The following is a 23500-nucleotide window of genomic DNA, read 5'->3' as shown; positions in this document are numbered from 1 at the left end:
GTTTCACGTGAAACAGCACCGGCCCTCGGCCGTGTCCGCGCCGGGCGCTCAGCCCCGACGGTGCCGGCCGCTGCCGGCCTGGGCCTGGTCCTCGTCGACGGCCGCGGCGCCGCCGGCCTTCTTCTTCTTCCGCTCCCGCATGACCTCGACCAGGATCGGCGAGATCGACAGCAGGACGATCAGCAGCACCGCCGGGATCAGGTACTTGTCGATCACCGGGGCGAGCGCGTCGCCGAAGAAGTAGCCGATCAGCAGCATGGACTCGGTCCACAGCACGCCGCCGATCACGTTCCAGAGGAAGAACGTCCGGGCGGGCATCTCCAGGGTGCCGGCGACCGGGTTCAGGAAGGTGCGGATGATCGGCATGAAGCGGGCCAGCACGACGGCCTTGCCGGAGCCGAACTTGTTGAAGTACTCCTCCGCCTTCACCACGTACTCGCGGCGGAAGATCTTCGAATCGGGCTTGTCGAACATCTTCGGCCCGACCTTGGCGCCGATCAGGTGCCCGAGCTGGGCTCCGGCGATCGCCGCGATCGGGGCGCCGATCAGCAGGACGCCGATCGGCAGCTTGGCGCCGTCGCCGAGCACCGAGGAGGCGGCGTTCGAGGCGGCGACGCCCGCGAGGATCAGCAGCGAGTCGCCCGGGAAGAAGAAGCCGACCAGCAGGCCGGTCTCCGCGAAGATGATCGCGATCAGCCCGATGGCGCCGAGGGACGAGATCAGGGATTTGGCGTCGAGCAGGTTGACGGCCAGCTGGTTGTAGTCCACGGGCGCAGGATAGCGGTCGCACCTTGCCGGCGAAGCGGGCGTACCCGTGCGGGCGGTGCCCGGCGGGGGCCGCTCCCGGCCCCCGCCGGAGCCGCCCGCGACCGCCGTGCGCCCGTGCCGTGCGACGGTCCGCATGGCGGGCTCCTGCTGACCTGCGGGCACGAGTCTGGGAAGATGGCACAGGCGTCCGGTCCGCGGCGGCACACCACCCTCATGGCCGTACCGCGGAGGCCGCCGCGAACCTTGGTGCCGGAGAGCCACACCGCAACGCCGCGCGACGGCGGGCCGGCACGGAGTCGTCACGAAGGCGTACACAGCGTCGGACAGCACCGTCCGTACGCCGCAACCCGACAGGAGCGGATCGCATGCCCATCGCAACTCCCGAGGTCTACAACGAGATGCTCGACCGGGCCAAGGCGGGCAAGTTCGCCTACCCGGCCATCAACGTCACGTCCTCGCAGACCCTGCACGCCGCGCTGCGCGGTTTCGCCGAGGCCGAGAGCGACGGCATCATCCAGATCTCGACCGGTGGCGCGGAGTTCCTGGGCGGCCAGCACAACAAGGACATGGTGACCGGCGCCGTCGCGCTCGCCGAGTTCGCCCACATCGTCGCCGCCAAGTACGACGTCACCGTCGCGCTGCACACCGACCACTGCCCGAAGGACAAGCTGGACGGCTACGTCCGCCCGCTGCTGGCGGTCTCCGCCGAGCGCGTGGCCCGCGGCGAGAACCCGCTGTTCCAGTCGCACATGTGGGACGGCTCGGCCGAGACCCTGTCCGACAACCTGGCCATCGCCCAGGAGCTGCTGGCCCAGGCCGCCGCCGCCAAGATCATCCTCGAGGTCGAGATCACCCCGACCGGTGGCGAGGAGGACGGCGTCACCCACGAGATCAACGACGAGCTGTACACCACCGTCAACGACGCCGTGCGCACCGCCGAGGCGCTGGGCCTGGGCGAGAAGGGCCGCTACCTGCTGGCCGCCTCCTTCGGCAACGTGCACGGCGTGTACAAGCCGGGCAACGTCGTGCTGAAGCCGGAGCTGCTGCGCGAGCTCCAGGACGCGATCGGCAAGCAGTACGGCAAGGCCGACCCGTTCGACTTCGTCTTCCACGGCGGCTCGGGCTCGACCGCCGAGGAGATCGCCACCGCGCTGGAGAACGGCGTCGTGAAGATGAACCTGGACACCGACACCCAGTACGCCTTCACCCGCCCGGTGGCCGGCCACATGTTCGCCAACTACGACGGCGTGCTGAAGGTCGACGGCGAGGTCGGCAAGAAGAACACCTACGACCCGCGCACCTGGGGCAAGCTGGCCGAGGCCGGCATGGCCGCCCGCGTGGTCGAGGCCGCCGAGCAGCTGCGTTCGGCGGGCAAGCGCCTGAAGTGAGGCCCGCGCCCCACGACGTGAGGTCCGCGCCCCGCATGAGGCCGCGCCCCACGACGTGAGGCCCGCGCCCCGAGCGTGACACACGGGTGCCCCCGGCGGAGACCGCCGGGGGCACCCGCACGTCGGGGGGATGTCTACTGCTTGAGCTCCGCGTACGCCTCCGCGCTGCTGTCCTTCAGGAACTGCCAGCAGCGGGCCTCCTCCTCGGTCTCCTTGATCGCGCCGGCCGCCCGGGCGAGCGCCGCCAGGCAGCGCAGGAAGCCGCGGTTGCCGCGGTGCTCCCACGGCACCGGGCCGTGGCCCTTCCATCCGTTGCGCCGCAGCGCGTCCAGGCCACGGTGGTAGCCGGTACGGGCGTAGGCGTACGACTCGACGTACCGGCCGGCCGCGTAGGCGTCGTCGGCGAGCATGGCCCAGGCCAGGCAGAAGACCGGGAACTCGGCCGCGACCTGGGTGGGGGAGGCCGACTCCTCCGCCAGCATCCGGTAGGGCCGCTCCTCCTCGGGGAGGAGGGTCGGTTCGGGACCGTCGAGAAGATTCCTGTGAATCGCCATGCCCTGAAGTCTGCCACCCGAGACGCAGGGGTCAACCGCCGTCCCGGACGGGCCCGCCCCACGACGCCCTGCGTCGCCGACGAGGCGTGTGGACATTCACCCGTTCGCCTGCCAGTGTGAAGATCATGTCCGCAGCCCGATCCGTCGGCCGGCGCACCGCACCGCCCCGGAAGGGCGGTCGCCGACGCCGCCGGCCGCGACGCGGACCCGGTCCTGGCATGCTCACGGCACTGGTGGTCTCGGTGCTGGTACTGGGCGCCACGGCGATCATGCTGAACCGCCCCACGGGGACCCCGGCCGCCGCCCCGACCACCCAGGCGAGGGTCGCCCCGCCGGCCGAGCAGGCCGCCACGGCGGCGCCGACGCCGCAGCAGGCCCCGCCCGCCCCGGCCGACACCCCGCCGCCCGCGCAGCCGCCGACGCCGGCCGCACCGCCCGCCCCCGCCGCGCCGGACCCCGGCCCCACCAAGGGCGCGGGCACCTTCACCGTCGCGCCGGCCACCGCCAAGCCGGTCGGGCACGGCAACGTGCGCCGCTACCGGGTCGAGGTCGAGGACGGCATCGGCATCGACGCCCCGACGGCCGCCGGGCAGATCCACGCCATCCTCGGCGACAAGCGCGGCTGGACCAACGACCGCAAGAACGGCTTCCAGCTGGTCGCCGACGGCCCGTACGACTTCGCCGTGAAGATCGCCTCACCGGCCACCGTGGACCGGATCTGCGGTGCCTCCGGCCTGGACACCCACGGCGAGGTCAACTGCAACGTCGGCAACCAGGTGCTCGTCAACTCCAAGCGCTGGAACACCGGTTCACCGCAGTTCAGCGGGCCGCTGGAGGAGTACCGGGCGCTGATCGTCAACCACGAGGTGGGCCACCGGATCGGCCACGGGCACGAGGGCTGCCCGGGCGAGGGCAAGCCCGCCCCCGCGATGATGCAGCAGATCTACGGCCTCAAGGGCTGCACGCCCAACGCCTGGCCGTACTCGGCGCAGGGCGGCTACATCGGCGGACCGTCCGTGCCGTAGCACCCGCGCCGGAGAGAACGGGACACCGCCGGCCGGGGCCTCGGGGCAGGACCACCGAGACCCCGGCCGGGCGGCTCCGCCGCGGCCGGTGCTACCGCAGCACCGGCAGGTACTCCCGCAGATCGCTGCGCTCGCCCGAGGCGGACACCTCGGCCGCCTCCACCGCCGCCGCCCAGTCGGCCCGGCCGGTGGCCAGCCGGATCCAGGTCAGCGGGTCGGTCTCCACCACGTTGGGCGGGGTGCCCCGGGTGTGCTTCGGCCCCGGCACGGCCTGGACCACCGCGTACGGGGGGACCCGCAGCTCGACGGCACCGCCGGGCACCTGCCCGGCGAGGGCGTCGGCCAGCATCCGGGAGACGGCGGCGAGGGCCTGCGGGTCGTGCGGGAAGGCGTCCAGGCCGAGCGCGTCGGCCAGGTCGTCGGCGTGCACCACGGCCTCGACCAGCCGGCTCACCAGGTAGTCGGTCAGGAGCATCGGGTGACCGGTCAGGAAGGTGACCCGCCGGTCCGGCTCCGCGTCGGCCAGCTTGTCGAGCACGCCCCGTACGGCGTCCAGCGACTGGTCGAACGTGGCGGCCAGCTCCGCGGCCGGGCCGGAGAACCCGCCCGCCGCCTTCTCGGTGGTCACGGTGTCGACGAACTCGGCCATCGTCCCGGCCAGCGCCGCGTACTCGGCCAGCGGCAGCGTCGGCCCGTCCACCTCCGGCGCGTCCAGCACGGGCAGCAGCTGGCTCAGCGCCAGGCTCACGTGGGTCACCAGCTCTCGCACCCGCCAGGAGCCGAGCCGGGTCGGCCGCTCCAGATCGGACTCCGTCAGTCGGTGCACGACCTCGCGCACCGCCTCGCTCTGCGCCACCAGTGCGGCGCTCACCTTTTGCGGCTGATACGTACGGGACTTGGCAGACATGGGCGTCAACATACGCCGAGGGGCGGGCAGTTCACCAGAGAACCGTCCGCCCCTCCTGAAACGCGTGTCAGCCCAGCAGGGCCTCGATGACACCGGTGTGAGCGTCCTTCAGCTCCGCCAGCGAGACGCTGAACTGGCCCTGGACGTCCAGGCTCTCACCGTCGACGACACCGATCCGGGTGGCCGGCAGGCCACGCGCGGTGCACATGTCGTTGAACCGGAGCTCCTCGCTGCGCGGCACCGCCACGACGGCGCGGCCGGCCGACTCCGAGAACAGGAGGACGAACGGGTCCGTGCCCTCGGGCACGATGATCCGCGCGCCGTGGCCGCCCTTGAGGCAGCTCTCCACCAGCGCCTGGCCGAGACCGCCGTCGGAGAGGTCGTGCGCGGCGTCGATCATGCCGTCGCGCGAGGCGGCGATCAGGATCTCGCCGAGCAGCCGCTCGCGCTCCAGGTCCACCTTGGGCGGCAGGCCGCCGAGGTGGTCGTGGACGGCCTGTGACCAGGCCGAGCCGCCGAGCTCGTCCGCCGTGTCGCCGAGCAGGTAGAGCAGCTGCCCCTCCTCGGCGAAGGCGGCCGGGGTGCGCCGGGTGACGTCGTCGATGACGCCGAGCACCGCGACCACCGGGGTCGGGTGGATGGCGACCTCGCCGGTCTGGTTGTACAGCGAGACGTTTCCGCCGGTGACCGGGGTACCGAGCACCAGGCAGGCGTCGGCCAGGCCGCGGGTGGCCTCGGCGAACTGCCACATCACGTCCGGGTCCTCGGGGGAGCCGAAGTTGAGGCAGTCGGAGACCGCGAGCGGCTTGGCACCGCCGGCCGCGACGTTGCGGTACGCCTCGGCCAGGGCCAGCTGGGCGCCGGTGTACGGGTCCAGCTTGGCGAACCGGCCGTTGCCGTCGGTGGCGACCGAGACACCGAGGTTGGTCTCGTCGTCGATCCGGATCATGCCCGAGTCCTCGCCGTGCGAGAGCACGGTGTTGCCGAGCACGTACCGGTCGTACTGGTCGGTGATCCAGGACTTGGAGGCCTGGTTCGGGTGGCTCGCGACCTTCAGCAGATCGGCCTTGAGGCCCTCGCCGGTGGTCGGGCGGGCCAGCCGCTCGGCGGTCGGGGCGTCGGCCTGCAGCGCGTCCTGCCAGCTCGGGCGGGCGTACGGGCGCTGGTAGGTCGGGCCCTCGTGGGCGACGGTGCGCGGCGGGACGTCCACCACGAGCTCGCCGTGCCAGAAGATCTCCAGGCGCTCGCCGTCGGTCACCTCACCGATGACGTTGGCGATGACGTCCCACTTCTCGCAGATCTCCAGGAAGCGGTCGACCTTGTCGGGCTCCACGATCGCGCACATGCGCTCCTGCGACTCGCTCATGAGGATCTCCTCCGGCGAGAGCGTGTGGTCGCGCAGGTGCACGGTGTCGAGCTCGATCCGCATGCCGCCGGAGCCGGCCGAGGCCAGCTCGCTGGTGGCGCAGGACAGACCGGCGCCGCCGAGGTCCTGGATGCCCTTGACGAGCTTCTCCCGGAAGATCTCCAGGGTGCACTCGATCAGGAGCTTCTCCTGGAACGGGTCGCCGACCTGGACGGCCGGGCGCTTGGCCGGCTTGGTGTCGTCGAAGGTCTCGGAGGCGAGCACCGAGACGCCGCCGATGCCGTCGCCGCCGGTGCGGGCTCCGTACAGGATGACCTTGTTGCCGGCGCCGGAGGCCTGCGCGAGGTGGATGTCCTCGTGCTTCATGACGCCCACGCACAGCGCGTTGACCAGCGGGTTGCCCTGGTAGCAGGAGTCGAAGACGACCTCGCCGCCGATGTTCGGCAGGCCCAGGCAGTTGCCGTAGCCGCCGATGCCCGCGACGATCCCGGGCAGCACGCGCCGGGTGTCCGGGTGGTCGGCCGCACCGAAGCGCAGCGGGTCCATCACGGCGACCGGGCGGGCGCCCATCGCCAGGATGTCGCGCACGATGCCGCCGATGCCGGTGGCCGCGCCCTGGTAGGGCTCGATGTACGAGGGGTGGTTGTGCGACTCGACCTTGAAGGTGACCGCGTAGCCCTGGCCGACGTCGACGACGCCGGCGTTCTCGCCGATGCCGACGAGCATCGCGTCCGAATCCGGCTTCTTCTCGCCGAACTGCTTCAGGTGGACCTTGCTGCTCTTGTACGAACAGTGCTCCGACCACATGACCGAGTACATCGCGAGTTCGGCGCCGGTCGGGCGGCGGCCGAGGATCTCCCGGATGCGCGCGTACTCGTCCTCCTTGAGGCCGAGTTCGGCCCAGGGCTGGGCGGCGTCCGGGGTCTGCTCGGCGTTCTTGACGGTGTCGAGGCTCATCAGGCGTTCACCAGCTGCTTCAGGACGGAAGTGAAGAAGCCCAGGCCCTCGGTGGTCGGACCGGTGAGCGACTCCACGGCGTGCTCCGGGTGCGGCATCAGGCCGACGACATTGCCGGCGGCGTTGGTGATGCCGGCGATGTCGCGGTACGAACCGTTCGGGTTGACGTCCAGGTAACGGGCGACGACCCGGCCCTCCGCCTCCAGTGCGTCCAGCACCCGCTCCTCGGCGACGAAGCGGCCCTCGCCGTTCTTCAGCGGGACGACGATTTCCTGGCCCGCCGAGTAATCCCGGGTCCAGGCGGTGCCGGCGTTCTCGATCCGCAGCTTCTGGTCGCGGCAGATGAAGTGCAGCGAGTCGTTCCGGGTGAGCGCACCGGGCAGCAGGTGCGATTCGCAGAGCACCTGGAAGCCGTTGCAGATACCGAGCACCGGCATTCCGAGCTTCGCCTGCTCGATGACGGTCTCCATCACCGGCGAGAAGCGCGAGATCGCACCGCAGCGCAGATAGTCGCCGTAACTGAATCCGCCGGGCAGGACGACGGCGTCGACCTGGTGGAGATCCTTGTCACGGTGCCAGAGGGCGACCGGCTCGGCGCCGGCGAGGCGGACCGCCCGCTGGGCGTCGCGGTCGTCGAGGGAGCCGGGGAAAGTGACGACGCCGACGCGGGTGGTCACTTGCCCTCCTCCTCGACCCGGACGGTGAAGTCCTCGATCACGGTGTTGGCGAGAAAGGTCTCGGCGGCTTCGCGGATACGGGCGAGCGCCGCGTCGTCGACCGGGCCCTCCACATCCAGCTCGAAACGCTTGCCCTGGCGGACGTCGGCGATCCCGGTGAATCCGAGGCGGGGCAGTGCACGCTGCACCGCCTGTCCCTGGGGGTCGAGGATCTCCGGCTTGAGCATGACGTCGACTACGACGCGTGCCACTGGCACTCCCGGTGGTGTCTTCGGTGAGGCGGGGGAACTCCAGACTACCGGTGGTTTCGGGCAGGATTGCTGGCCGGGGATAGCGACGCGCGTAGACCCGAGACCCTTACGCCGCAAGGGATCCGGACCCCTCCCCCGCCGCCCGGTCCGACCGGTTTCCGTGGATTCGGCACTCGGAACGCCACCGTCCGGAGAACACCCGAATACGGCACTTGGGGACAGATCCGCCCGTCCCGCACACCGGTATCAAGGAGCCCCGCGAAGAGACGTGAATATCCGGAAAAGAATGCCGGACTCTTCGATTTCTGCCCCCTTCGGGTGCAGAATAGGGCCACCTGTCGCGGCAAGTGCTGCGTATCAGGCGAGCCACCCGGCCCGCCCGTTCGCGCTTGCGCGAGTTGGTGCACATCAGGCCCCGGTACCCCCTCGGACCGGCGGCCGAATTGCCCGAGAGGATTGACACCCATGGCACAGCGTGTAGTTGTCACGCTCTCCGACGACCTGGACGGCGGCGCCGCCGCGGAAACCGTCCACTTCGGCGTCGACGGGAAGTCGTACGAGATCGACCTGTCCGTGGACAACGCGGAAAAGCTGCGGGAGGCCCTCGCTCCGTTCGTCGCCGCCGGCCGCCGCCAGAGCCGCACCGGAAAGTCCTTCCGCCGCACCGCCCTCACCCCGGACCCGGCCGCCGTCCGCGCCTGGGCCCTGTCCCGCGGGATGGAGCTGCCGGCCCGCGGCCGCATCCCCAAGCACGTGTACGAGGCGTTCGCCGAGGCGAACTGAGCCCCGCGGGAGTCCGCTCCCAGGTCGCCCCGCCCGCCCGGACCGAAAGGGTGGGGCGACCACCCCGAAAGATGCTGTAGAGTATTCCTCGTCGCCGCAACGGAGAGATCCGAAGAGGCGGCGGGTGCCCCACCAGGCACCGTGCGGACGTGGCTCAGTTGGTAGAGCATCACCTTGCCAAGGTGAGGGTCGCGAGTTCGAATCTCGTCGTCCGCTCGCAGTGCGCGAGCACAGCACAACTCAATAGTTTGACCTGCGGACGTGGCTCAGTTGGTAGAGCATCACCTTGCCAAGGTGAGGGTCGCGAGTTCGAATCTCGTCGTCCGCTCCGATACGAAGGGCCCCCTCGGATGAGGGGGCCCTTCGGCATTCCCCCCGACATGTCGGTCCCGCCGGCTTGTCGATCCCGCCGGCAAATCGGCCCCTCGGCATATCGGCCATGACATTTGTCATCGCCGACCCGTGCATCCGCACCGCGATGTCATGACGGCGCGCACTGCCCGCACGGCCCGGTCGGCGGAAGGCTTGGGGCATGGAAACGAGCCGGGCCTCCCGCCCCAGCGAAGACGTGATCGAGGTCACCGACCTGCACCGCCGCTACGGCGGGGGCAGCACCGGGTACCACGCCGTGCGCGGCGTGGACCTGACCGTCCGCCGCGGCGAGCTGTTCGCCCTGCTCGGCACCAACGGGGCCGGCAAGACCTCCACCATGGAGGTCATCGAGGGCATGGCCGCGCCCAGCGACGGCACCGTCCGGGTGCTCGGCCGGGACCCCTTCCAGGAGCGCGCCGCCGTCCGCCCGCGGATCGGCATCATGCTCCAGGAGGGCGGCTTCCCCGGCGAGCTCACCGCCGCCGAGACCGGCCGCGTCTGGGCCGGGATGACCAGCGGCGCCCGCCCGGTGGCGGAGGCGCTGGAGCTGGTCGGCCTCGGCCACCGCGCGAACGTCCGGGTCAAGCAGCTGTCCGGCGGCGAGAAGCGCCGGCTGGACCTCGCGATGGCCCTGCTCGGCCGCCCCGAGGTGCTCTTCCTGGACGAGCCCAGCACCGGCCTCGACCCCGAGGCGCGCGCCGCCGTCTGGCAGCTGGTCCGCGAGCTGCGCGCCCGGGGCACCACGGTGCTGCTCACCACGCACTACCTGGAGGAGGCCGAGGAGCTCGCCGACCGGCTGGCCATCATGCACGGCGGCCGGGTCGTCACCTCCGGCACCGTCGCCGAGGTGATCGCCGGCCGGCCCTCCCGGATCAGCTTCGAGCTCCCCGAGTTCGACGGGGCGGCGCTGCCCGTCCTGGCCGGGGCCGAACTCACCCTCGACGGCCGCAGGGTCACCGTGCAGACCCTCGGGCTCCAGGACACCCTCACCGATCTGCTCGGCTGGGCCCGGCACCACGGGATCGTGCTCGGCGCCCTGGACGCCCGCAGCGCCTCGCTGGAGGAGGCCTTCCTCGCGATCGCCTCCGAGGCCGCCCACCAGGACCCCCCGCAGGCGCCCGCCGCCGCCCGCCCCGCCCGCCGCCGCCTGATCGGATCCGCCCGATGACCACCGCCGCCGCCCCCACCGCCACCGCCACCGGCCCGCAGAGCACCACCGTCCGCCGGCTGCTCGCCCTCGGCCGGGCCGAGGCCACCCTGCTGCTGCGCAACCGCACGGCCCTGTTCACCGCCCTGGTGCTGCCGCTGCTGCTGATCGTCACCCTGCAGGGCACGCTCGCGAAGCAGGCCGAGTCCAACCCCGGGCTGGACGTCGACTCGCTGCTGATCTACGGCTCGGTCGGGATGATCCTGGCCTTCGTCGTGTACTACAACCTGACCGCCGCGTACGTCGGGCGGCGCGGTGAGCTGGTCCTCAAGCGGCTGCGCACCGGTGAGGCCCGGGACATCGAGATCCTGCTCGGCACCGCCGTCCCCTCGCTCGCGCTGGGCCTGATGATGGCCGCCCTGATCGGGATCGGCGGCAGCCTCGGCCTGCACCTGGCCGTGCCGGTCAACCCGGTGCTGATGCTGGTCGGCCTGCTGCTGGCGCTGGCCACCATGATCGCCCTGGCCGCGCTGTCCAGCGCCTTCACCAAGACCGTGGAGAGCGCGGGCATCACCACCCTGCCGATCATGCTGGTGATGCAGCTCGGCTCCGGCCTGTTCGTCCCGCTGGAGGTCATGCCCGGGCAGCTGGCCGACATCTGCCGACTGCTGCCGACCACCCCGGCCTTCCAGCTGATCCGCATCGGCTGGTTCGGCACCGACGGCTCGGCCGCCGCGACCGGCTTCGCCGGCTCCTGGGGAGCCGCCGGCTCGCACCTGGTCACCGGGACGATCTGGCTCGGTCTGGCGGTCTGGGGCGCGGTGCGCTACTTCCGCTGGGAGCCGCGCCGCTGAGCCGCGTCGCTGAGCCTCACGGCTGGGCAACGAACAGCGATCCGAAGGACCGTCCCCGGGTTGACCTCTGATATGAAGGCAGCAAGCAGGATCGTGGTCGAACTGGGGGCGGAAGAATTGAGAATGCGGTCACCGCTTCGCAGCTGGACGAGCCTGAGCAAACCCCGGCGCACCGAGCTGTACTTCCGCTGGTCGCTCTACTCGCTGCCGCTGCTGCTGCTCCCGATCACGCTGCTCTCGGCCGGGGCCCGTGCCGATCTGCCGGGCTCCGTCGGAACGGTCCGGATCGCCCTGCTGGTCGCCCTCGCCTCGACGCTCCTGGGCATGCGGGCCTGCCGCACCTCGCTCGACCACTACCTGAAGCGCCCCACCGACCACCTGCGCTGGCTGGCCGTCAACGGAGCGTTCGCGGTGGCCGGCTCCTGGGCCGTCCTGCTGCTCGGGCCGGACGCCGGTGCGGCGGACGGTGCGCGCGGGGCGGCGTTCCCCGCCACGGTCTCGGTCCTCCTGCTCGCCGTCGCCTACGGACCGGCGTCCATCGGGCTGTCGATCGCCCGGTCGGCGCTGGCCGCCCTCGGCGCGCTCCTGCTGGTGGCCCCGGCGATGGTGCTGGCCGGGTACGGCGCCGCCGGTGCCGCCGGCCTGCTGATCGGCGCCCTGGTCATGCTGCCCATCCTCGGCGGGACCTGCCGCAGCTTCGCCTGGCTGACCTCGGTGGTCTGGGAGCTGGACGCCGCCCGCGAGGCGCAGTCCCGGCTGGCCGTCGCCGAGGAACGGCTGCGCTTCTCCCGCGACCTGCACGACGTGATGGGCCGCAACCTCACCACCATCGCGCTGAAGAGCGAGCTCGCCGTCCAGCTCGCCCGCCGGGGCCGCGAGGAGGCCGCCGACCAGATGGCCGAGGTGCAGAGGATCGCCCAGGAGTCGCAGCGCGAGGTCCGGGACGTCGTCCGCGGCTACCGCACCGCCGACCTCCACGCCGAGGCGATCGGCGCCCGCGCGGTGCTGCGCTCGGCCGACGTCGCCTGCGAGATCGACCTCGGCGAGCACGCCGACGAGCTGCCCGTGCCGGTCCAGTCGGTGTTCGGCTGGGTGATCCGCGAGGCCACCACCAACGTGCTGCGGCACAGCGAGGCCGGCCGCTGCCTGATCCGGCTGCGGACCGAGGACGGACGGGCCGTGCTGGAGCTGGAGAATGACGGGGTGCCCGACGTCCCGTTCCCGTCCCAGGGCAGCGGCACCGGGCTGCGCGGACTGCGCGAGCGACTCTCCGCCCACGACGGCGAACTGACCGTGCCGCCCGCCGAGGCGGGCGTCTTCCGGATGCTCGCCACCGTCCCGCTGCCCGGCTGAGAAGAGGACCACCCGATGACCGAGAACGCCGCGCCCGTCCGCGTCCTGCTCGCCGACGACGAGCACCTGATCCGGGGCGCGCTGGCCGCGCTGCTCTCGCTGGAGGACGACATCGAGGTGGTCGCCCAGGCCGGCTCCGGTACGGAGGCGCTGGCGATGGCGGCGGCGCACCGCCCGGACGTCGCGGTGCTGGACCTCCAGATGCCGGGCAGGGACGGCATCGAGGTGGCCGACCAGCTGCGCCTGCTGCTGCCGGACTGCCGCTGCATGATCGTCACCGGCCACGGCCGCCCGGGCTACCTGAAGCGGGCGCTGGAGGTCGGGGTGCGCGGCTTCCTGCCGAAGACCGTCTCGGCGGCGGACCTGGCCGGCATCATCCGCACCGTGCGCTCCGGCGGCCGGTACGTGGACCCCGAGCTGGCGGCGGACGCGATCAGCGCCGGGGAGAGCCCGCTGACCCCGCGCGAGACGGACGTCCTGGAGCTGGCCGCGGACGGCACCTCCATCGCCGGGATCGCCGAGCGGGCCTCGCTCTCCCCGGGCACCGTGCGCAACTACCTGTCCGCGGCGGCCACCAAGCTGGGCGCGGAGAACCGCCACGCGGCGGTGCGGATCGCCCGCGAGCACGGCTGGATCTGAGGCCGCGCCCGCGGGCGGTCGTCCCGGGCTCAGGCCCAGGTGGTGCCGGTCAGCCGCTCGTACACCTCGATGTACTTGGCGCGGGTGCGCTCGACGATCTCGGTCGGCAGCGCCGGCGGCGGCTGCTCGCTGTGGCGGTCCCAGCCGGAGGCCGGGGAGACCAGCCAGTCGCGGATCAGCTGCTTGTCGAAGGACGACTGCGAGCGGCCCGGCCGGTACTCGTCGGCGGGCCAGTAGCGGGAGGAGTCCGGGGTGAGCACCTCGTCGCCGATCACCAGCTCGCCGTCCAGCAGGCCGAACTCGAACTTGGTGTCGGCCAGGATGATGCCGCGGTCGCGGGCGATGTCCCGGGCCCGGGCGTAGACGTCCAGGGTGGTGCGGCGCAGCTGGGCGGCGAGGTCGGCGCCGATGCGGCGGGCGGTCTCCTCGTAGGAGACGTTCTCGTCGTGCTCGCCGACCTCGGCCTTGAGCGCCGGGGTGTAGATCGGGGCGGGCAGCTCGGAGCTGTTCTCCAGGCCCTCCGGCAGCGCGATGCCGCAGACCGTGCGGCTCTCCTGGTACTCGGCCAGGCCGGAGCCGGCCAGGTAGCCGCGGGCGACCGCCTCGACCGGGACCATCTCCAGGCTGCGGCAGACCAGCGTGCGGCCCTTCCAGTCGGCCGGGGCACCGGCCGGGACCTCGGTGGAGATCACGTGGTTGGGGACGATGTCGGCGACCCGCTCGAACCACCACAGCGACAGCTGGGTGAGGATGCGGCCCTTGTCCGGGATCTCGTTCGGCAGCACCCAGTCGTGGGCGGACGTCCGGTCGCTGGCCACCATGACCAGTTCACCCGACTCGGTGCGGTAGAGGTCGCGCACCTTGCCGGTGTGCAGGTGGACCAGGCCGGGTACCTGGACCGGCTCGGGCTTGGTGACAAATCCGCTCAAGGTGTTCAGTCCTCAGGGGTCGTTCGCGGGCGTGGGGCACGGCGAAAGGGGAGGTCACTGCCCCCGCAGTCTTTCACGCCCGCCGAACGCGGGTCCTCCGGCCGGCGCACGCGGATGCTCCGGCCGCCGGACACGGGTGCTCCGGCCGCCGGACCTCAGTTCTTGCAGAGCCGGTCCAGCAGGTTGGCGGTGGCCCGTTGGATCCGCTCGTCGGTCAGTCCCGGACGCCCCAGCGCGGGCGACCAGGCGAAGGTGCCGGCCGCGAAGACGTACGCGCCGCTGGGCGCCCGGTAGAGCGAGGTCTCCTGGTAGCGGGTGCGTCCGGCCGGGTCCTGGTACGGCGAGTGCGCCAGCAGCACCCGCTCGACGTGCTCGGGCAGCGCCACCTTGGGGTAGTAGCGGTCGGCCTCGCCGGCGACCAGCCCGGGCAGCTCGTCGCCCTCCTGGAGGCCGGTGCCGTCCCAGAGCCAGTGCGCGGTGTGCCGGGCGACCAGCGGGACGGGCGCGGCGACCCGCCCCGAGTACTGCACCCCGAGCAGGTGCTGCTCGGGCTCCCCGGCGTCCCGCCACAGCGCGCTGGCCGCACCGGCCGCACCGGCGGCCGGACTGCCGGGGCGGACCTTCTGCCGCTTGCGGCAGTTGAGCAGCCGGTTGGGCTCGCCGGAGGCCGCGGCGGTCAGCTCGACCCGCCAGTACATGGTGTTGGCGGAGAGGAAGACCAGCGAGGTGCCGCCGTCCCGGGCCCGCTCGACGGCTCTGCGCATCGGCTCGGACCAGTACTCGTCGTGGCCGGGGAAGACCAGCGCCCGGTGCCGGAACGGATCCACCAGGCCGGCGTGCAGGTCGGTGGCGGTGGCGTAGGAGAGGTCGTAGCCGTAGCGCTCGGCCCAGCGGATGAAGTCGTAGGCGTGGCCGACGTGCAGCGGCAGTCCGGCGGTGGCGTGCGGGCGGTCGAAGGAGACGGTGACGGCCGCCTCCGGTTCGCCGACCAGGCCGCCCCGGCCGTCCCAGGCGTGGTAGAGGCTGGCGCCGGTGCGGCCGTCCTCGGGGAACAGGTTGTACGCCTGCCAGGTCACGTCCGGGAGCACCAGGAGCAGCTCGGCGGTGCGGGCCCGGTCGTCGAAGTCCCGGACGGTGAAGGGGATGTGGCTGCGGTGCAGCATGTCCGCGGTGGTCAGCACGGCGACGTACGCGCCGGGCTTCCAGTGGGCCGGGATCTGCTGCCGCCAGGAGTGCCACCAGTGGTGGCAGGAGACCGTCCGGTCGACCACCAGCGGGGCGGGCTGGGCGAGGCCGGAGATCAGCGGGCTGGAGGTCATGTGGCGGGCGCCGTCGCCGCCGTAGTGGCCGATCCGGAAGATGTTCACGGTGAACTCGCGGGGCGGGTTCACGGTGACCCGGAAGTCCACCGAGCCGCCGGGGCGGACCACTCCGGCGGAGGCGAAGCCCTTGATCTGCTGGTCCACGTCGTTGGCGCCCTGGGGGGTGCCGACCGACGGCTTCCTGCGGACTCCGGCCGTCAGCGCCTGCTGGCCGGGCGCGTCCACCGAGACGTACCAGGGCACGGCGCCCTCCGCCCCGGCCAGGTACTGGTCCGGGCTGCGCAGCCAGGGCAGCGGGCCCTGGCCGAAGGGGTCGGAGACGCTGTAGGCGTGCGTCCCCGACTCCCAGCGGCGGTTGAGTTCGGTCCCCACGCGCCCCTCCCAGGTGCACTCGCGCGACTCCTCGCTCGCCTCCGGGCGCTCCTGACCCGGTGTCGACGTTCCTCGCTCCGGCGCTCGCTACGCTCGCTCGTCGCTTGTCACTCGTCGCTCGTCGCTTTCGACACCGGCGCGCCCTTCGGCTCCCGAGGCCCGGTTGGCACGTGCCCCCCGGATGTGCGTGCGGTCTAATACACCACACACTGCTGGCGCTGCGTCACCCTCCGGTAGCGATTGGTGCGGGGAATCTCGCGCGCCTCCCGGCGGGGGCCTCCGGCCTGCGAAGACGCCCGGCGGCCGGACCTTTTGGGGGCGCGTACGCGGATTGCGAGCGCCCTCCCGTGACTCCTGGGACGTCAGAGGCGGACGGGTTTCTCGAGACGGACGTCGGCGGCGTCCAGCCAGGCGCGCAGCGGCCCGTCCTGGCCCTGCTCGACGGCCTGGGCGACCGGGCCGGCCAGGTCGGTGCGGCGCACCCCGCCGAGCAGCAGCACCGGGCCGTCCAGCCAGTCCAGGCCGGGGGCGCCGCCCGCGGTGTCCACGGCCGCGCAGCAGACCATCGCGGTGACGTGGTCGACCAGCAGGTCGCGGCCGCCGCGGTCGGGGTCGAGCAGCGGGGCCGGGGTGGTGGTGCGGGCCAGCTGGGCGGCGAGCGCGGCGGCCAGCTGTTCCCCGTCGCCCTCGGCGAGCCGCCCCAGCAGCCGGGTGAGGGTCGGGGCGCCGGGACGTGCCTGCGGGGCGAGCCGGTCCAGCGCGGTCTGCAGGGTGGCGGCGCCCGACCGCCAGCCGGCGTCCACCACCTCGCGCGGATAGTCGGCCCACTCCAGCTCGTGCCAGCTGCCGGCCGCGGGATGACCGAAGAACAGTTCGGCGGCCAGTCGGGAGACCGCCCGGTCGACGGCGCCGGGCTCCTCCAGCAGGTCGCAGGCGGGACGGTCGCCGAGCCGGCTGCCGTAGCCGTCGGCCAGTCGGTCGCGCCGGGACAGCTCGGTGAGCGCGGCGGCCACGCCGGCGTTGAGGTGGGCCGGGTGACGGCCGAGCCGCCAGGCGGGCAGCGCCACCCGGGTGAGCAGCCGGTCCCAGCCCGCGTAGGCCAGGCCGACCTGCTCCTGGGCGGCGATCCGCAGGCCGTAGTCGACCGTCCTGGCCTGCTCGGAGGCCCAGCTCGCGACCGAGCGCTCCAGTTCGGCGGAGTGGCCCCGGCAGGCGCCGAGCAGGCGGCGGACGACCCTGCGGACGACCCGGTCGGCGAGCGCGGCCGGACCCCGCCGGGGCGGCCGGGGCGGGACGGCCAGGGTGCCGCCGCCGAGGCCGGGGGCGACTCCGCCGCCGGAGTCCAGACAGGCGTCCAGGCTGCGCAGGAAGCGCCGGGCGGCGGCGATCTCCGGGTCGGCGGAGGCGGCGGTCCCGGCCACCACGGGGGCGAGCAGGGCCCGCAGTTCGCCGGCCCGCATCCACCACAGGAAGGGCGAACCGATCACCAGGACGGGGGCGGGCGTGCCGGGATCCGGCCGCGGCGGAGCCGTCCGCCGGGCCGGCGGGACGTCCTCCAGCCAGCTGTCGCAGTCCGGGGTGAGGGCGACGGCGGAGGGCGCGGGCACGTCCAGCCGCTCCGCCAGCTCGCCGATCAGCCGGTACAGCTCGGGGGCCTCGGCGCGGTCCAGCGGGACGGCCGGGGTGCGGGGCGGTTCGGTCCGGCGCAGGGCCCGGGCGGTCAGCCCGGCCACCGCCAGGGTCAGCGCGGCGACCGCGCAGACCGCCCAGCGGGCGATGTCCCAGCCCGCCGCGTCGGCGGCCCCGGGCGCGCCGATCCGGCCGGTGAACCGGCCCGCGAGCAGGACCACCGCCAAGGCGGCGGGCAGGGCGGCGGCGGCCCGGGCGAGGCCTCGGATCCGCAGGACCGCCTGGGCGTGAGCGCGCGCGATGTCGACTGCGGCCATACGGTGCGGCACCCCCTTCGGAGCCCTCGGGCGCCCGGCTTCGGGCCCTGAGCCGACTCGAAACGATCAGTTCCGACCGGGGAACGGAGGCGTCCGATCCCCGGTAGTGCATGCTGCGTGGCGCTACTGACATTTTCGACGCCCCGGTCCGGGTGGGTGTTCCGGATCGCCCCGGTTTCCACTCGTCCCGGTGACGCCGCCCGGTCGTTGCGGTGACGCCGCCCGGCTGCCGGCGACCGGTCCGGTGCGCAGCACCCCGACGACTCGCCCGGCCGGACGCCGTCCAGCATCCCCCCGTGGGAGCGCCGCTACCCGGCGGCGCCGCCGGCGCGCGGGCTCCGCGCACCGCGATCCAGCGCACCATAAGGCCGCACGGCCGGTTGCGTCAGCCGGATGCGGGTGCTGTCACCCGATGGGCTGGAATCCGTCGGCCGAACGGTGCGTCCGCCCGCGCGGCCGCTCCGGCCCCGAAACGCCGGGAGCGCTGCGCCCTTGGGGTTGACCGGTGGGCTCAGGTGTTCGAGTGCCGTTCGTCCCTGCTGGGTCCGCCCGCCGGTACGGGCCCATCCGCAGGCGTGGGTCCGCCCGTCGGCGTGGGTCCGCCCACCGGTCGGGTCCGCCCGCCGGCGCCGAGCACCGGGCGCCGAACGCGGCGGCCCCCGTGCGAGCGGTTCGCACGGGGGCCGCGGACGGCGCGGGCGCCGGGTCTCAGGCGGTGGCCGCCTTCAGCGCGATGTCGGTGCGGTGCTGGCCGCCCTTGAGGGAGATCCGGTCCACCGCCGCGTACGCGCGCTCGCGCGCCTCGGCGAGGTCCGCGCCGGTCGCGGTGACCGACAGGACGCGGCCGCCGGCGCTCAGCACCCGGCCGTCCTCGTCCGCCTTCGTCCCGGCGTGCAGCACGAACGCGGTGCCGTCCGCCTCCGCCTCGGCCAGGCCCTCGATCGGGTCGCCGGTGCGCGGGTCGGCCGGGTAGCCCTCGGAGGCGACGACCACGGTGACGGCCGCGCCCTCGTCCCAGCGCAGCGGCTCCAGCTGGTCCAGGGTGCCGGTGGCGGAGGCCAGCAGCACGCCCGCCAGCGGGGTGCGCAGCCGGGCCAGCACGACCTGGGTCTCCGGGTCGCCGAAGCGGGCGTTGAACTCGATCACCCGGGTGCCGCGCGAGGTGAGCGCCAGGCCCGCGTACAGCAGGCCGGAGAACTCGGTGCCGCGGCGGCGCAGCTCGTCCACGGTCGGCTGGAGGACGGTCTCCAGGACCTCCTCGACCAGCCCCTCGGGCGCCCACGGCAGCGGCGAGTAGGCGCCCATGCCGCCGGTGTTCGGGCCCTCGTCGCCGTCCAGGGCGCGCTTGAAGTCCTGGGCGGGCTGGAGCGGGACGACGGTGGTGCCGTCGGTGATCGCGAACAGCGAGACCTCGGGGCCGTCCAGGTACTCCTCGATGACCACGCGCTCGCAGGCGGCGGCGTGCGCCAGCGCGGCCTCGCGGTCGGAGGTGACCACGACGCCCTTGCCGGCGGCCAGGCCGTCGTCCTTGACGACGTACGGAGCGCCGAAGGCGTCCAGCGCCTCGGCGGCCTCGGCGGCGGTGGTGCAGACGTAGGACCGGGCGGTGGGGACGCCGGCCGCGGCCATCACGTCCTTGGCGAAGGCCTTCGAGCCCTCCAGTTCGGCGGCCGCGGCGGACGGGCCGAACACCGGGACGCCGGCCGCGCGCACGGCGTCCGCGACGCCGGCCACCAACGGGGCCTCCGGACCGACCACGACCAGGTCGGCGCCGAGCCGGACGGCCAGCGCGGCGACCTGCGCACCGTCCAGCTGGTCGACCGGGTGGACCGTCGCGACCTGCGCTGTCCCGGCGTTGCCGGGGGCACAGTGCAGTTCGGTCACTGCGGGATCTTGGGACAGGGAGCGGCACAGGGCGTGTTCGCGGGCGCCGCCGCCGATGACGAGGACCTTCACGCCTGGCAGCGTAGTCGGTGGCCTGTTCCGGCCGCTCTCCGGTCCCGTCGGATCCTCCAGGAGGAGGGCTCCGTGCGCCGGGCGATCCGGAGGATCCTCCAAGCCCGAGGGGGCCGGTTCGGCGGTGGGTGGTCGGGTCACGACGTCGGGTCACCGGACCCTCGCTCGGACGGGTGAAATCCCGCCGCCCCCCGCAACCCGCCCACCTCGGGTTCCGTTGGCCGAAACCGGTAACGATCACCGGAGAAGCGGCCCCACGGTCAGCCATTTGGCGGTAAGAAGTGCTGTTGGAGAACCACCGGCGGACACCACGTCAGCCGTTGCGCCGACAGACCCAGCAGTCCGCCCGCCACAGGGAGCCCCACAGGTGAGCCAGCCGGAAATGCAGCCCGAGGAGAGTGCCTGGGGCAAGGAGATCGGTGAGGAGGACCAGCCCGCCGCCGCCGTCGTCCGGCGCGCCTCCACCCGCCAGCGGGCCGATCTGAGCACCCGCCAGTTCCCCCTCGGGGACTGGGGCGAGCCCGCCGAACGGCTGGAGGAGCTCTACCGCTGGTCCGAGGAGCGGGCGGTCGAGGCGATCGAGTGGTACCGCCGGGACCGGATCTGGAAGCGCCGCTGGGCCCGCCTGCTGCGGTTCGGCGCGGCCGGCTTCGCGGTGGGCGGGGTGACCGCCCCGCTGGCCGACCTGGCCGGCGCCTTCGCGCACGGCACCGGCTGGGGCTACGTCGGTTTCGCGCTCTCCGCCGCCTGCCTCGCCATCGACCGGGTCTTCGGCCTCTCCTCCGGCTGGATGCGGGACGTCTCCACCGGGCAGGCCCTGCAACGCCGGCTGGAGGCCTTCCAGTTCGACTGGGCCTCGGAGTGCGTGCGCGAGGTGCTCGGCCCGACCGAGGGCACCGCGGGCGAGGCCGCCGAGCGCTGCCTGGGCGTGCTGCGCCGGTTCTGCGAGGACGTCTCGGACATGGTCCGCTCCGAGACCTCGGAGTGGATGCTGGAGTTCCGCGCCTCGATGACCCAGCTGCCCACCCAGTCCGGCGGGGCCTGGGGCGGGCGCAGCGAGCCCGGGGTGGGCGCCCAGGTGCGGATGCTGCCGCCGCCGGGCACCCGGCCCACCATGCCGCGCCAGCGACCGCCGGAGGGGCCGCTGCGATAGACGCGCGAAGGCGGCGGGGTCAGGCGAAGACGATCATCGAGCCCTGGGTGACGCTCCTGGTCGCCGCCGCGTACAGGCCCGACCAGGCGTGCCGCTCCCGGGCGAAGGGGTGGACGTCGTCGATCGGCGGCCCGAACGGCTGCTCCAGACCGGTCGGACCGAGCGGGCGGGTCGGGTCCGGCGGGTTGAGCGGGTCGATGCCCAGCGCCGGTGCGACGGCCTGGAGTTCGCGCAGCAGCCCGTGGCTGGAGCCGAGCGGACCGCCGGAGGCGAGCAGCTCGTCGTCCACCAGCGGCGCCGCGAACTCCACCGGCACGTACGCGCCGGCGTGGTCGAAGTGCCAGACCAGGTGCGACTGTTCGGCGCTGCTCTCGAACATCTCCAGCAGCTGCTCGTAGTCGCCGCCGAGCGCGTCGACGGGGGTGATGTCCAGGCCGGTGAGGCCCAACAGGTAGGCGCGGCGCAGGAAGTGCAGCGAGTCGTAGTCGAAGGCGGCTACCGACTCGACCGCACCGCTGATGCCCGGGACGAACCGGTAGACCGGCACCTCGGGCAGCCCGCGCGAGGCCAGCACCGCGTTGTAGCGCACGAGGTCGTCCCGGAAGGGGTTGTCGGGGCTGTGGCTCAGCACGTCCACCAGCGGGACGAGCCAGAGGTCGCAGGCCATGGCCGGCAGTTCCTCTCCGGAGGCGGGGATCGCCCGCGGAGACGGGGCGACGACGGGGTGGGGTCGGTACCCGGACGGCCCTTTCACCAGGCGCCCGGTCCGATGACCGCCCACCCTACCGGCCCGGCGCGGCGTGCGGATCGGACCGTCCCCGCGGGGGCTCGGAGGGCGGTTCGGGCAGCCGTCGGCCGAACCGGCCGTACGGCGTCGCGCGCGGCTGCGGCACCAGGCCGAGGCCCAGTCCCAGCTCACGGCCGAGTTCCCGGCCCACCTCGGCGCTGCGCGGGCTCCGCCCGGTGCGGGCCGCGCCGGGCTCGTCGGCCGGCTCGGCGTCGGGCGCGGCGGCCGGCTCCGGCGGGGCCGGCGGCGCGGGCGGCGCGGGCGGCGGCTCGACCGGCACCGGCGGCGGCTCCTCCCCGGCGTACGCGGTGAGCAGTTCCAGGACGGTCACCGACTCCAGTGGTTGCCCGGCCAGCCCGGCCAGCAGCCGGACGGTGTACAGGTTGTACTCGCAGATGATCCGGTGCGCGCCGACCGAGTCCCGGGCCTCGATCGCCTCGACCAGGTCCCGGTGGCGTTCCCAGCAGACCCCGCCCAGCGTCGGCAGCTCCCGCAGGTAGCGCGCGGCGAACATCCAGGACTGCACCCGCAGCCAGTCCAGGTACTCGGCCATCCGGCGGTTGCCGAGCAGCGCGCCGACCTCCTGCCAGAAGCGGCGGTCGCAGCCCACCATCACGTCCAGGTTCCCGGCCCGGGCGGCCCGCACCGCCGCGTCGGCCCGGCGGTGCAGCGAGGGCAGCCGGCTGAGGTCGGGCAGTGCCCGGCGGGTGGTGTACTGGCGGTGGAAGCTGTCGGTGATCAGCACCCGGGACTCGAAGATCTCCAGGAAGTCGTCCCACCCCAGCTCGGGCACGGTGAAGCCGCGGTGGTGCTCGGCCCGCAGCAGGCCCTGCGCGCCGAGGTCGACCAGCGCCTCGCGGGCCGGGGTCGCGGAGACGCCGTACAGCTCGGCGATCTCCTTGACGGTGAAGTTGCGGCCGGCCGCGAGACGGCCGGCCATCATCTCCTCGCGCAGCGCGCCGGCGATCTGCTCGCGCAGGCTGTTGCGGTGGATGACGGGACGGGGGGTGTCGCCTGCGCCGTCGTCAGGCATGGGCGCGACCTCCTGGGCGGCCTACTGTGCGGGCCCTCGTCCGGGCCGGCGGGGAACACGACGAGTGCTCATCTTCTCAAACCCGACCGGCCCAGGTACGAACCAACCCTCCGGAACGCCGCCCACGGCGCCCCGCCCGCCCCCGCTCAGCGCTGGACCGGCGCCGGAATCCCCAGCAGGCGGTCCCGCAGCACCGGGAACTCCGCGCGCGCCTTGCCCACCTCGGCCGGATCGAACTCGACCGTCAGCACCTCCTCGTCCGCCCCCGCCTCGGCCAGCACCCGGCCCCACGGGTCCACCACGATGCTGTGCCCGGCCTGCTCGACCCCGGCGTGCGTCCCGGCGGTGTTGCAGGCCAGCACGAAGGCCTGCTCCTCCACCGCCCGGGCCCGGGCCAGCAGCGTCCAGTGCTCGCGCCGCCGGGCGGGCCAGGCCGCCGGCACCACCAGCAGCTGCGCCCCGGCGTCCAGCAGCGCCCGGAACAGCTCCGGGAAGCGCAGGTCGTAGCAGGTGGCCAGGCCCAGCGTGGCGAAGTCGGTGGGCGCGGTGACGATCTCCTGCCCGGCGCCCATCACCACCGCCTCGCCGCTGTCGAAGCCGAAGCGGTGGATCTTGCGGTAGGTGTGCACCAGCTCGCCGTCCGGGGAGAACAGCAGCGAGGTGTTGTAGATCGGCCCGTCCGGATCGCGTTCGACGACCGAACCGGCGTGCAGCCAGACCCCGGCGGCCCGCGCGGCGGCCGCCATCGCGTCCGAGGTCGGCCCGTCCAGCGTCTCCGCGCCGTCCGACCAGAGGTCGTAGGCGAAGCCGCCGAGCGGCCACAGCTCCGGGAGCACCACCAGATCGGCGCCCTGCTGCGCCCGCACCAGGGCCGCGGCCCGAGCCCTCCGCTCGGCGGGCGGCTCCTCGTCGGAGACCGCGAGTTGGATCAATGAAGCGCGCACAGTACCACCGTCCACGG

At 73.5% G+C, this 23500-nt stretch carries 21 protein-coding genes and 2 tRNA genes; 10 read left to right on the top strand and 13 right to left on the bottom strand.

What is annotated here, in order from left to right; all coding sequences use genetic code 11:
* Positions 1–48 precede the first annotated feature (48 nt).
* Positions 49–768 carry a VTT domain-containing protein gene (locus ABZ449_RS24065; protein ID WP_360349377.1) on the bottom strand — a complete coding sequence of 240 codons (720 nt, stop codon included), beginning with the start codon at positions 766–768 and terminating at the stop codon, positions 49–51.
* A gap of 365 nt (positions 769–1133) precedes the next feature.
* On the opposite strand from ABZ449_RS24065, the gene fbaA reads away from it, so the two are divergent.
* The gene (gene fbaA, locus ABZ449_RS24060) at positions 1134–2156 is read left to right on the top strand and encodes a class II fructose-bisphosphate aldolase (protein ID WP_360349374.1); all 1023 of its coding nucleotides are present in this window, start codon (positions 1134–1136) and stop codon (positions 2154–2156) included.
* Positions 2157–2290: 134 nt separating this feature from the next.
* Here the strand turns inward: fbaA and ABZ449_RS24055 are convergent, their stop codons facing one another.
* A complete protein-coding gene (locus ABZ449_RS24055; RefSeq protein WP_049659647.1) occupies positions 2291–2710 on the bottom strand; it encodes a DUF3151 domain-containing protein in 420 nt (139 codons plus the stop codon).
* A gap of 218 nt (positions 2711–2928) precedes the next feature.
* Here ABZ449_RS24055 and ABZ449_RS24050 point away from each other — a divergent pair, with 218 nt between their 5' ends.
* A complete protein-coding gene (locus ABZ449_RS24050; RefSeq protein WP_360349371.1) occupies positions 2929–3735 on the top strand; it encodes a DUF3152 domain-containing protein in 807 nt (268 codons plus the stop codon).
* Between the two features lie 91 nt (positions 3736–3826).
* On the opposite strand, the gene ABZ449_RS24045 is transcribed toward ABZ449_RS24050, so the two are convergent.
* The 4 genes from ABZ449_RS24045 to purS form a co-directional block, all read right to left on the bottom strand.
* Entirely contained in the window at positions 3827–4642 is an 816-nt protein-coding gene (locus ABZ449_RS24045; RefSeq protein WP_360349368.1) for a sterol carrier family protein, read from the bottom strand.
* Positions 4643–4709: 67 nt separating this feature from the next.
* The gene (purL, locus tag ABZ449_RS24040; RefSeq protein ID WP_360349366.1) at positions 4710–6965 is read right to left on the bottom strand and encodes a phosphoribosylformylglycinamidine synthase subunit PurL; all 2256 of its coding nucleotides are present in this window, start codon (positions 6963–6965) and stop codon (positions 4710–4712) included.
* Positions 6965–7642 (bottom strand): phosphoribosylformylglycinamidine synthase subunit PurQ, encoded by a 678-nt coding sequence (purQ, locus tag ABZ449_RS24035; RefSeq protein ID WP_360349363.1) that lies wholly within the window; start codon positions 7640–7642, stop codon positions 6965–6967. The genes purL and purQ overlap by 1 nt, the downstream gene beginning before the upstream one ends.
* Positions 7639–7893: a phosphoribosylformylglycinamidine synthase subunit PurS gene (gene purS / locus ABZ449_RS24030; RefSeq protein ID WP_049654013.1), complete on the bottom strand. Its 255-nt coding sequence runs from the start codon at positions 7891–7893 to the stop codon at positions 7639–7641. The genes purQ and purS overlap by 4 nt, the downstream gene beginning before the upstream one ends.
* 465 nt (positions 7894–8358) lie before the next feature.
* On the opposite strand from purS, the gene ABZ449_RS24025 reads away from it, so the two are divergent.
* The 7 genes from ABZ449_RS24025 to ABZ449_RS23995 all read left to right on the top strand — a co-directional run bounded on the left by ABZ449_RS24025 (position 8359) and on the right by ABZ449_RS23995 (position 13041).
* A complete protein-coding gene (locus ABZ449_RS24025) occupies positions 8359–8676 on the top strand; it encodes an Lsr2 family protein (protein ID WP_030056585.1) in 318 nt (105 codons plus the stop codon).
* Between the two features lie 143 nt (positions 8677–8819).
* Positions 8820–8892, top strand: a tRNA-Gly gene (locus ABZ449_RS24020).
* A 39-nt stretch (positions 8893–8931) separates the two neighbouring features.
* Positions 8932–9004, top strand: a tRNA-Gly gene (locus tag ABZ449_RS24015).
* Between the two features lie 204 nt (positions 9005–9208).
* The gene (locus ABZ449_RS24010; protein ID WP_360349360.1) at positions 9209–10216 is read left to right on the top strand and encodes an ABC transporter ATP-binding protein; all 1008 of its coding nucleotides are present in this window, start codon (positions 9209–9211) and stop codon (positions 10214–10216) included.
* Positions 10213–11049, top strand: coding sequence for an ABC transporter permease (locus tag ABZ449_RS24005; protein ID WP_360349357.1), 837 nt, complete (start codon positions 10213–10215; stop codon positions 11047–11049). Before ABZ449_RS24010 ends, ABZ449_RS24005 begins: the two co-directional genes overlap by 4 nt.
* 123 nt (positions 11050–11172) lie before the next feature.
* The gene (locus ABZ449_RS24000) at positions 11173–12402 is read left to right on the top strand and encodes a histidine kinase (protein ID WP_360349354.1); all 1230 of its coding nucleotides are present in this window, start codon (positions 11173–11175) and stop codon (positions 12400–12402) included.
* Positions 12403–12417: 15 nt separating this feature from the next.
* A complete protein-coding gene (locus ABZ449_RS23995) occupies positions 12418–13041 on the top strand; it encodes a response regulator transcription factor (RefSeq protein WP_360349352.1) in 624 nt (207 codons plus the stop codon).
* 29 nt (positions 13042–13070) lie between these two features.
* Here the strand turns inward: ABZ449_RS23995 and ABZ449_RS23990 are convergent, their stop codons facing one another.
* The 4 genes from ABZ449_RS23990 to purD form a co-directional block, all read right to left on the bottom strand.
* Positions 13071–13970 (bottom strand): phosphoribosylaminoimidazolesuccinocarboxamide synthase, encoded by a 900-nt coding sequence (locus tag ABZ449_RS23990; RefSeq protein WP_360349349.1) that lies wholly within the window; start codon positions 13968–13970, stop codon positions 13071–13073.
* A 155-nt stretch (positions 13971–14125) separates the two neighbouring features.
* A complete protein-coding gene (locus tag ABZ449_RS23985; RefSeq protein ID WP_360349346.1) occupies positions 14126–15664 on the bottom strand; it encodes a N,N-dimethylformamidase beta subunit family domain-containing protein in 1539 nt (512 codons plus the stop codon).
* 362 nt (positions 15665–16026) lie between these two features.
* A complete protein-coding gene (locus ABZ449_RS23980) occupies positions 16027–17610 on the bottom strand; it encodes a hypothetical protein (protein ID WP_360349343.1) in 1584 nt (527 codons plus the stop codon).
* Between the two features lie 708 nt (positions 17611–18318).
* On the bottom strand, positions 18319–19566 hold the full coding sequence (purD, locus tag ABZ449_RS23975; protein WP_360349340.1) for a phosphoribosylamine--glycine ligase: 1248 nt from the start codon (positions 19564–19566) through the stop codon (positions 18319–18321).
* Positions 19567–19933: 367 nt separating this feature from the next.
* On the opposite strand from purD, the gene ABZ449_RS23970 reads away from it, so the two are divergent.
* Positions 19934–20719 (top strand): SLATT domain-containing protein, encoded by a 786-nt coding sequence (locus tag ABZ449_RS23970; protein ID WP_360349338.1) that lies wholly within the window; start codon positions 19934–19936, stop codon positions 20717–20719.
* Between the two features lie 19 nt (positions 20720–20738).
* On the opposite strand, the gene ABZ449_RS23965 is transcribed toward ABZ449_RS23970, so the two are convergent.
* From ABZ449_RS23965 to ABZ449_RS23955, 3 genes are all read right to left on the bottom strand, one after another.
* Positions 20739–21386: a hypothetical protein gene (locus ABZ449_RS23965; RefSeq protein WP_360349335.1), complete on the bottom strand. Its 648-nt coding sequence runs from the start codon at positions 21384–21386 to the stop codon at positions 20739–20741.
* 115 nt (positions 21387–21501) lie between these two features.
* Positions 21502–22539: a GntR family transcriptional regulator gene (locus ABZ449_RS23960; RefSeq protein ID WP_360349332.1), complete on the bottom strand. Its 1038-nt coding sequence runs from the start codon at positions 22537–22539 to the stop codon at positions 21502–21504.
* A 146-nt stretch (positions 22540–22685) separates the two neighbouring features.
* Positions 22686–23483: a carbon-nitrogen family hydrolase gene (locus ABZ449_RS23955; RefSeq protein WP_360349329.1), complete on the bottom strand. Its 798-nt coding sequence runs from the start codon at positions 23481–23483 to the stop codon at positions 22686–22688.
* Positions 23484–23500 lie beyond the last annotated feature (17 nt).

The sequence above is a fragment of the Kitasatospora sp. NPDC005856 genome (assembly GCF_040629945.1).
GTDB lineage: Bacteria > Actinomycetota > Actinomycetes > Streptomycetales > Streptomycetaceae > Kitasatospora.
The sequence above is the reverse complement of the archived record's forward strand: the minus strand, read 5'-3'. Positions and strand labels throughout refer to the sequence as shown.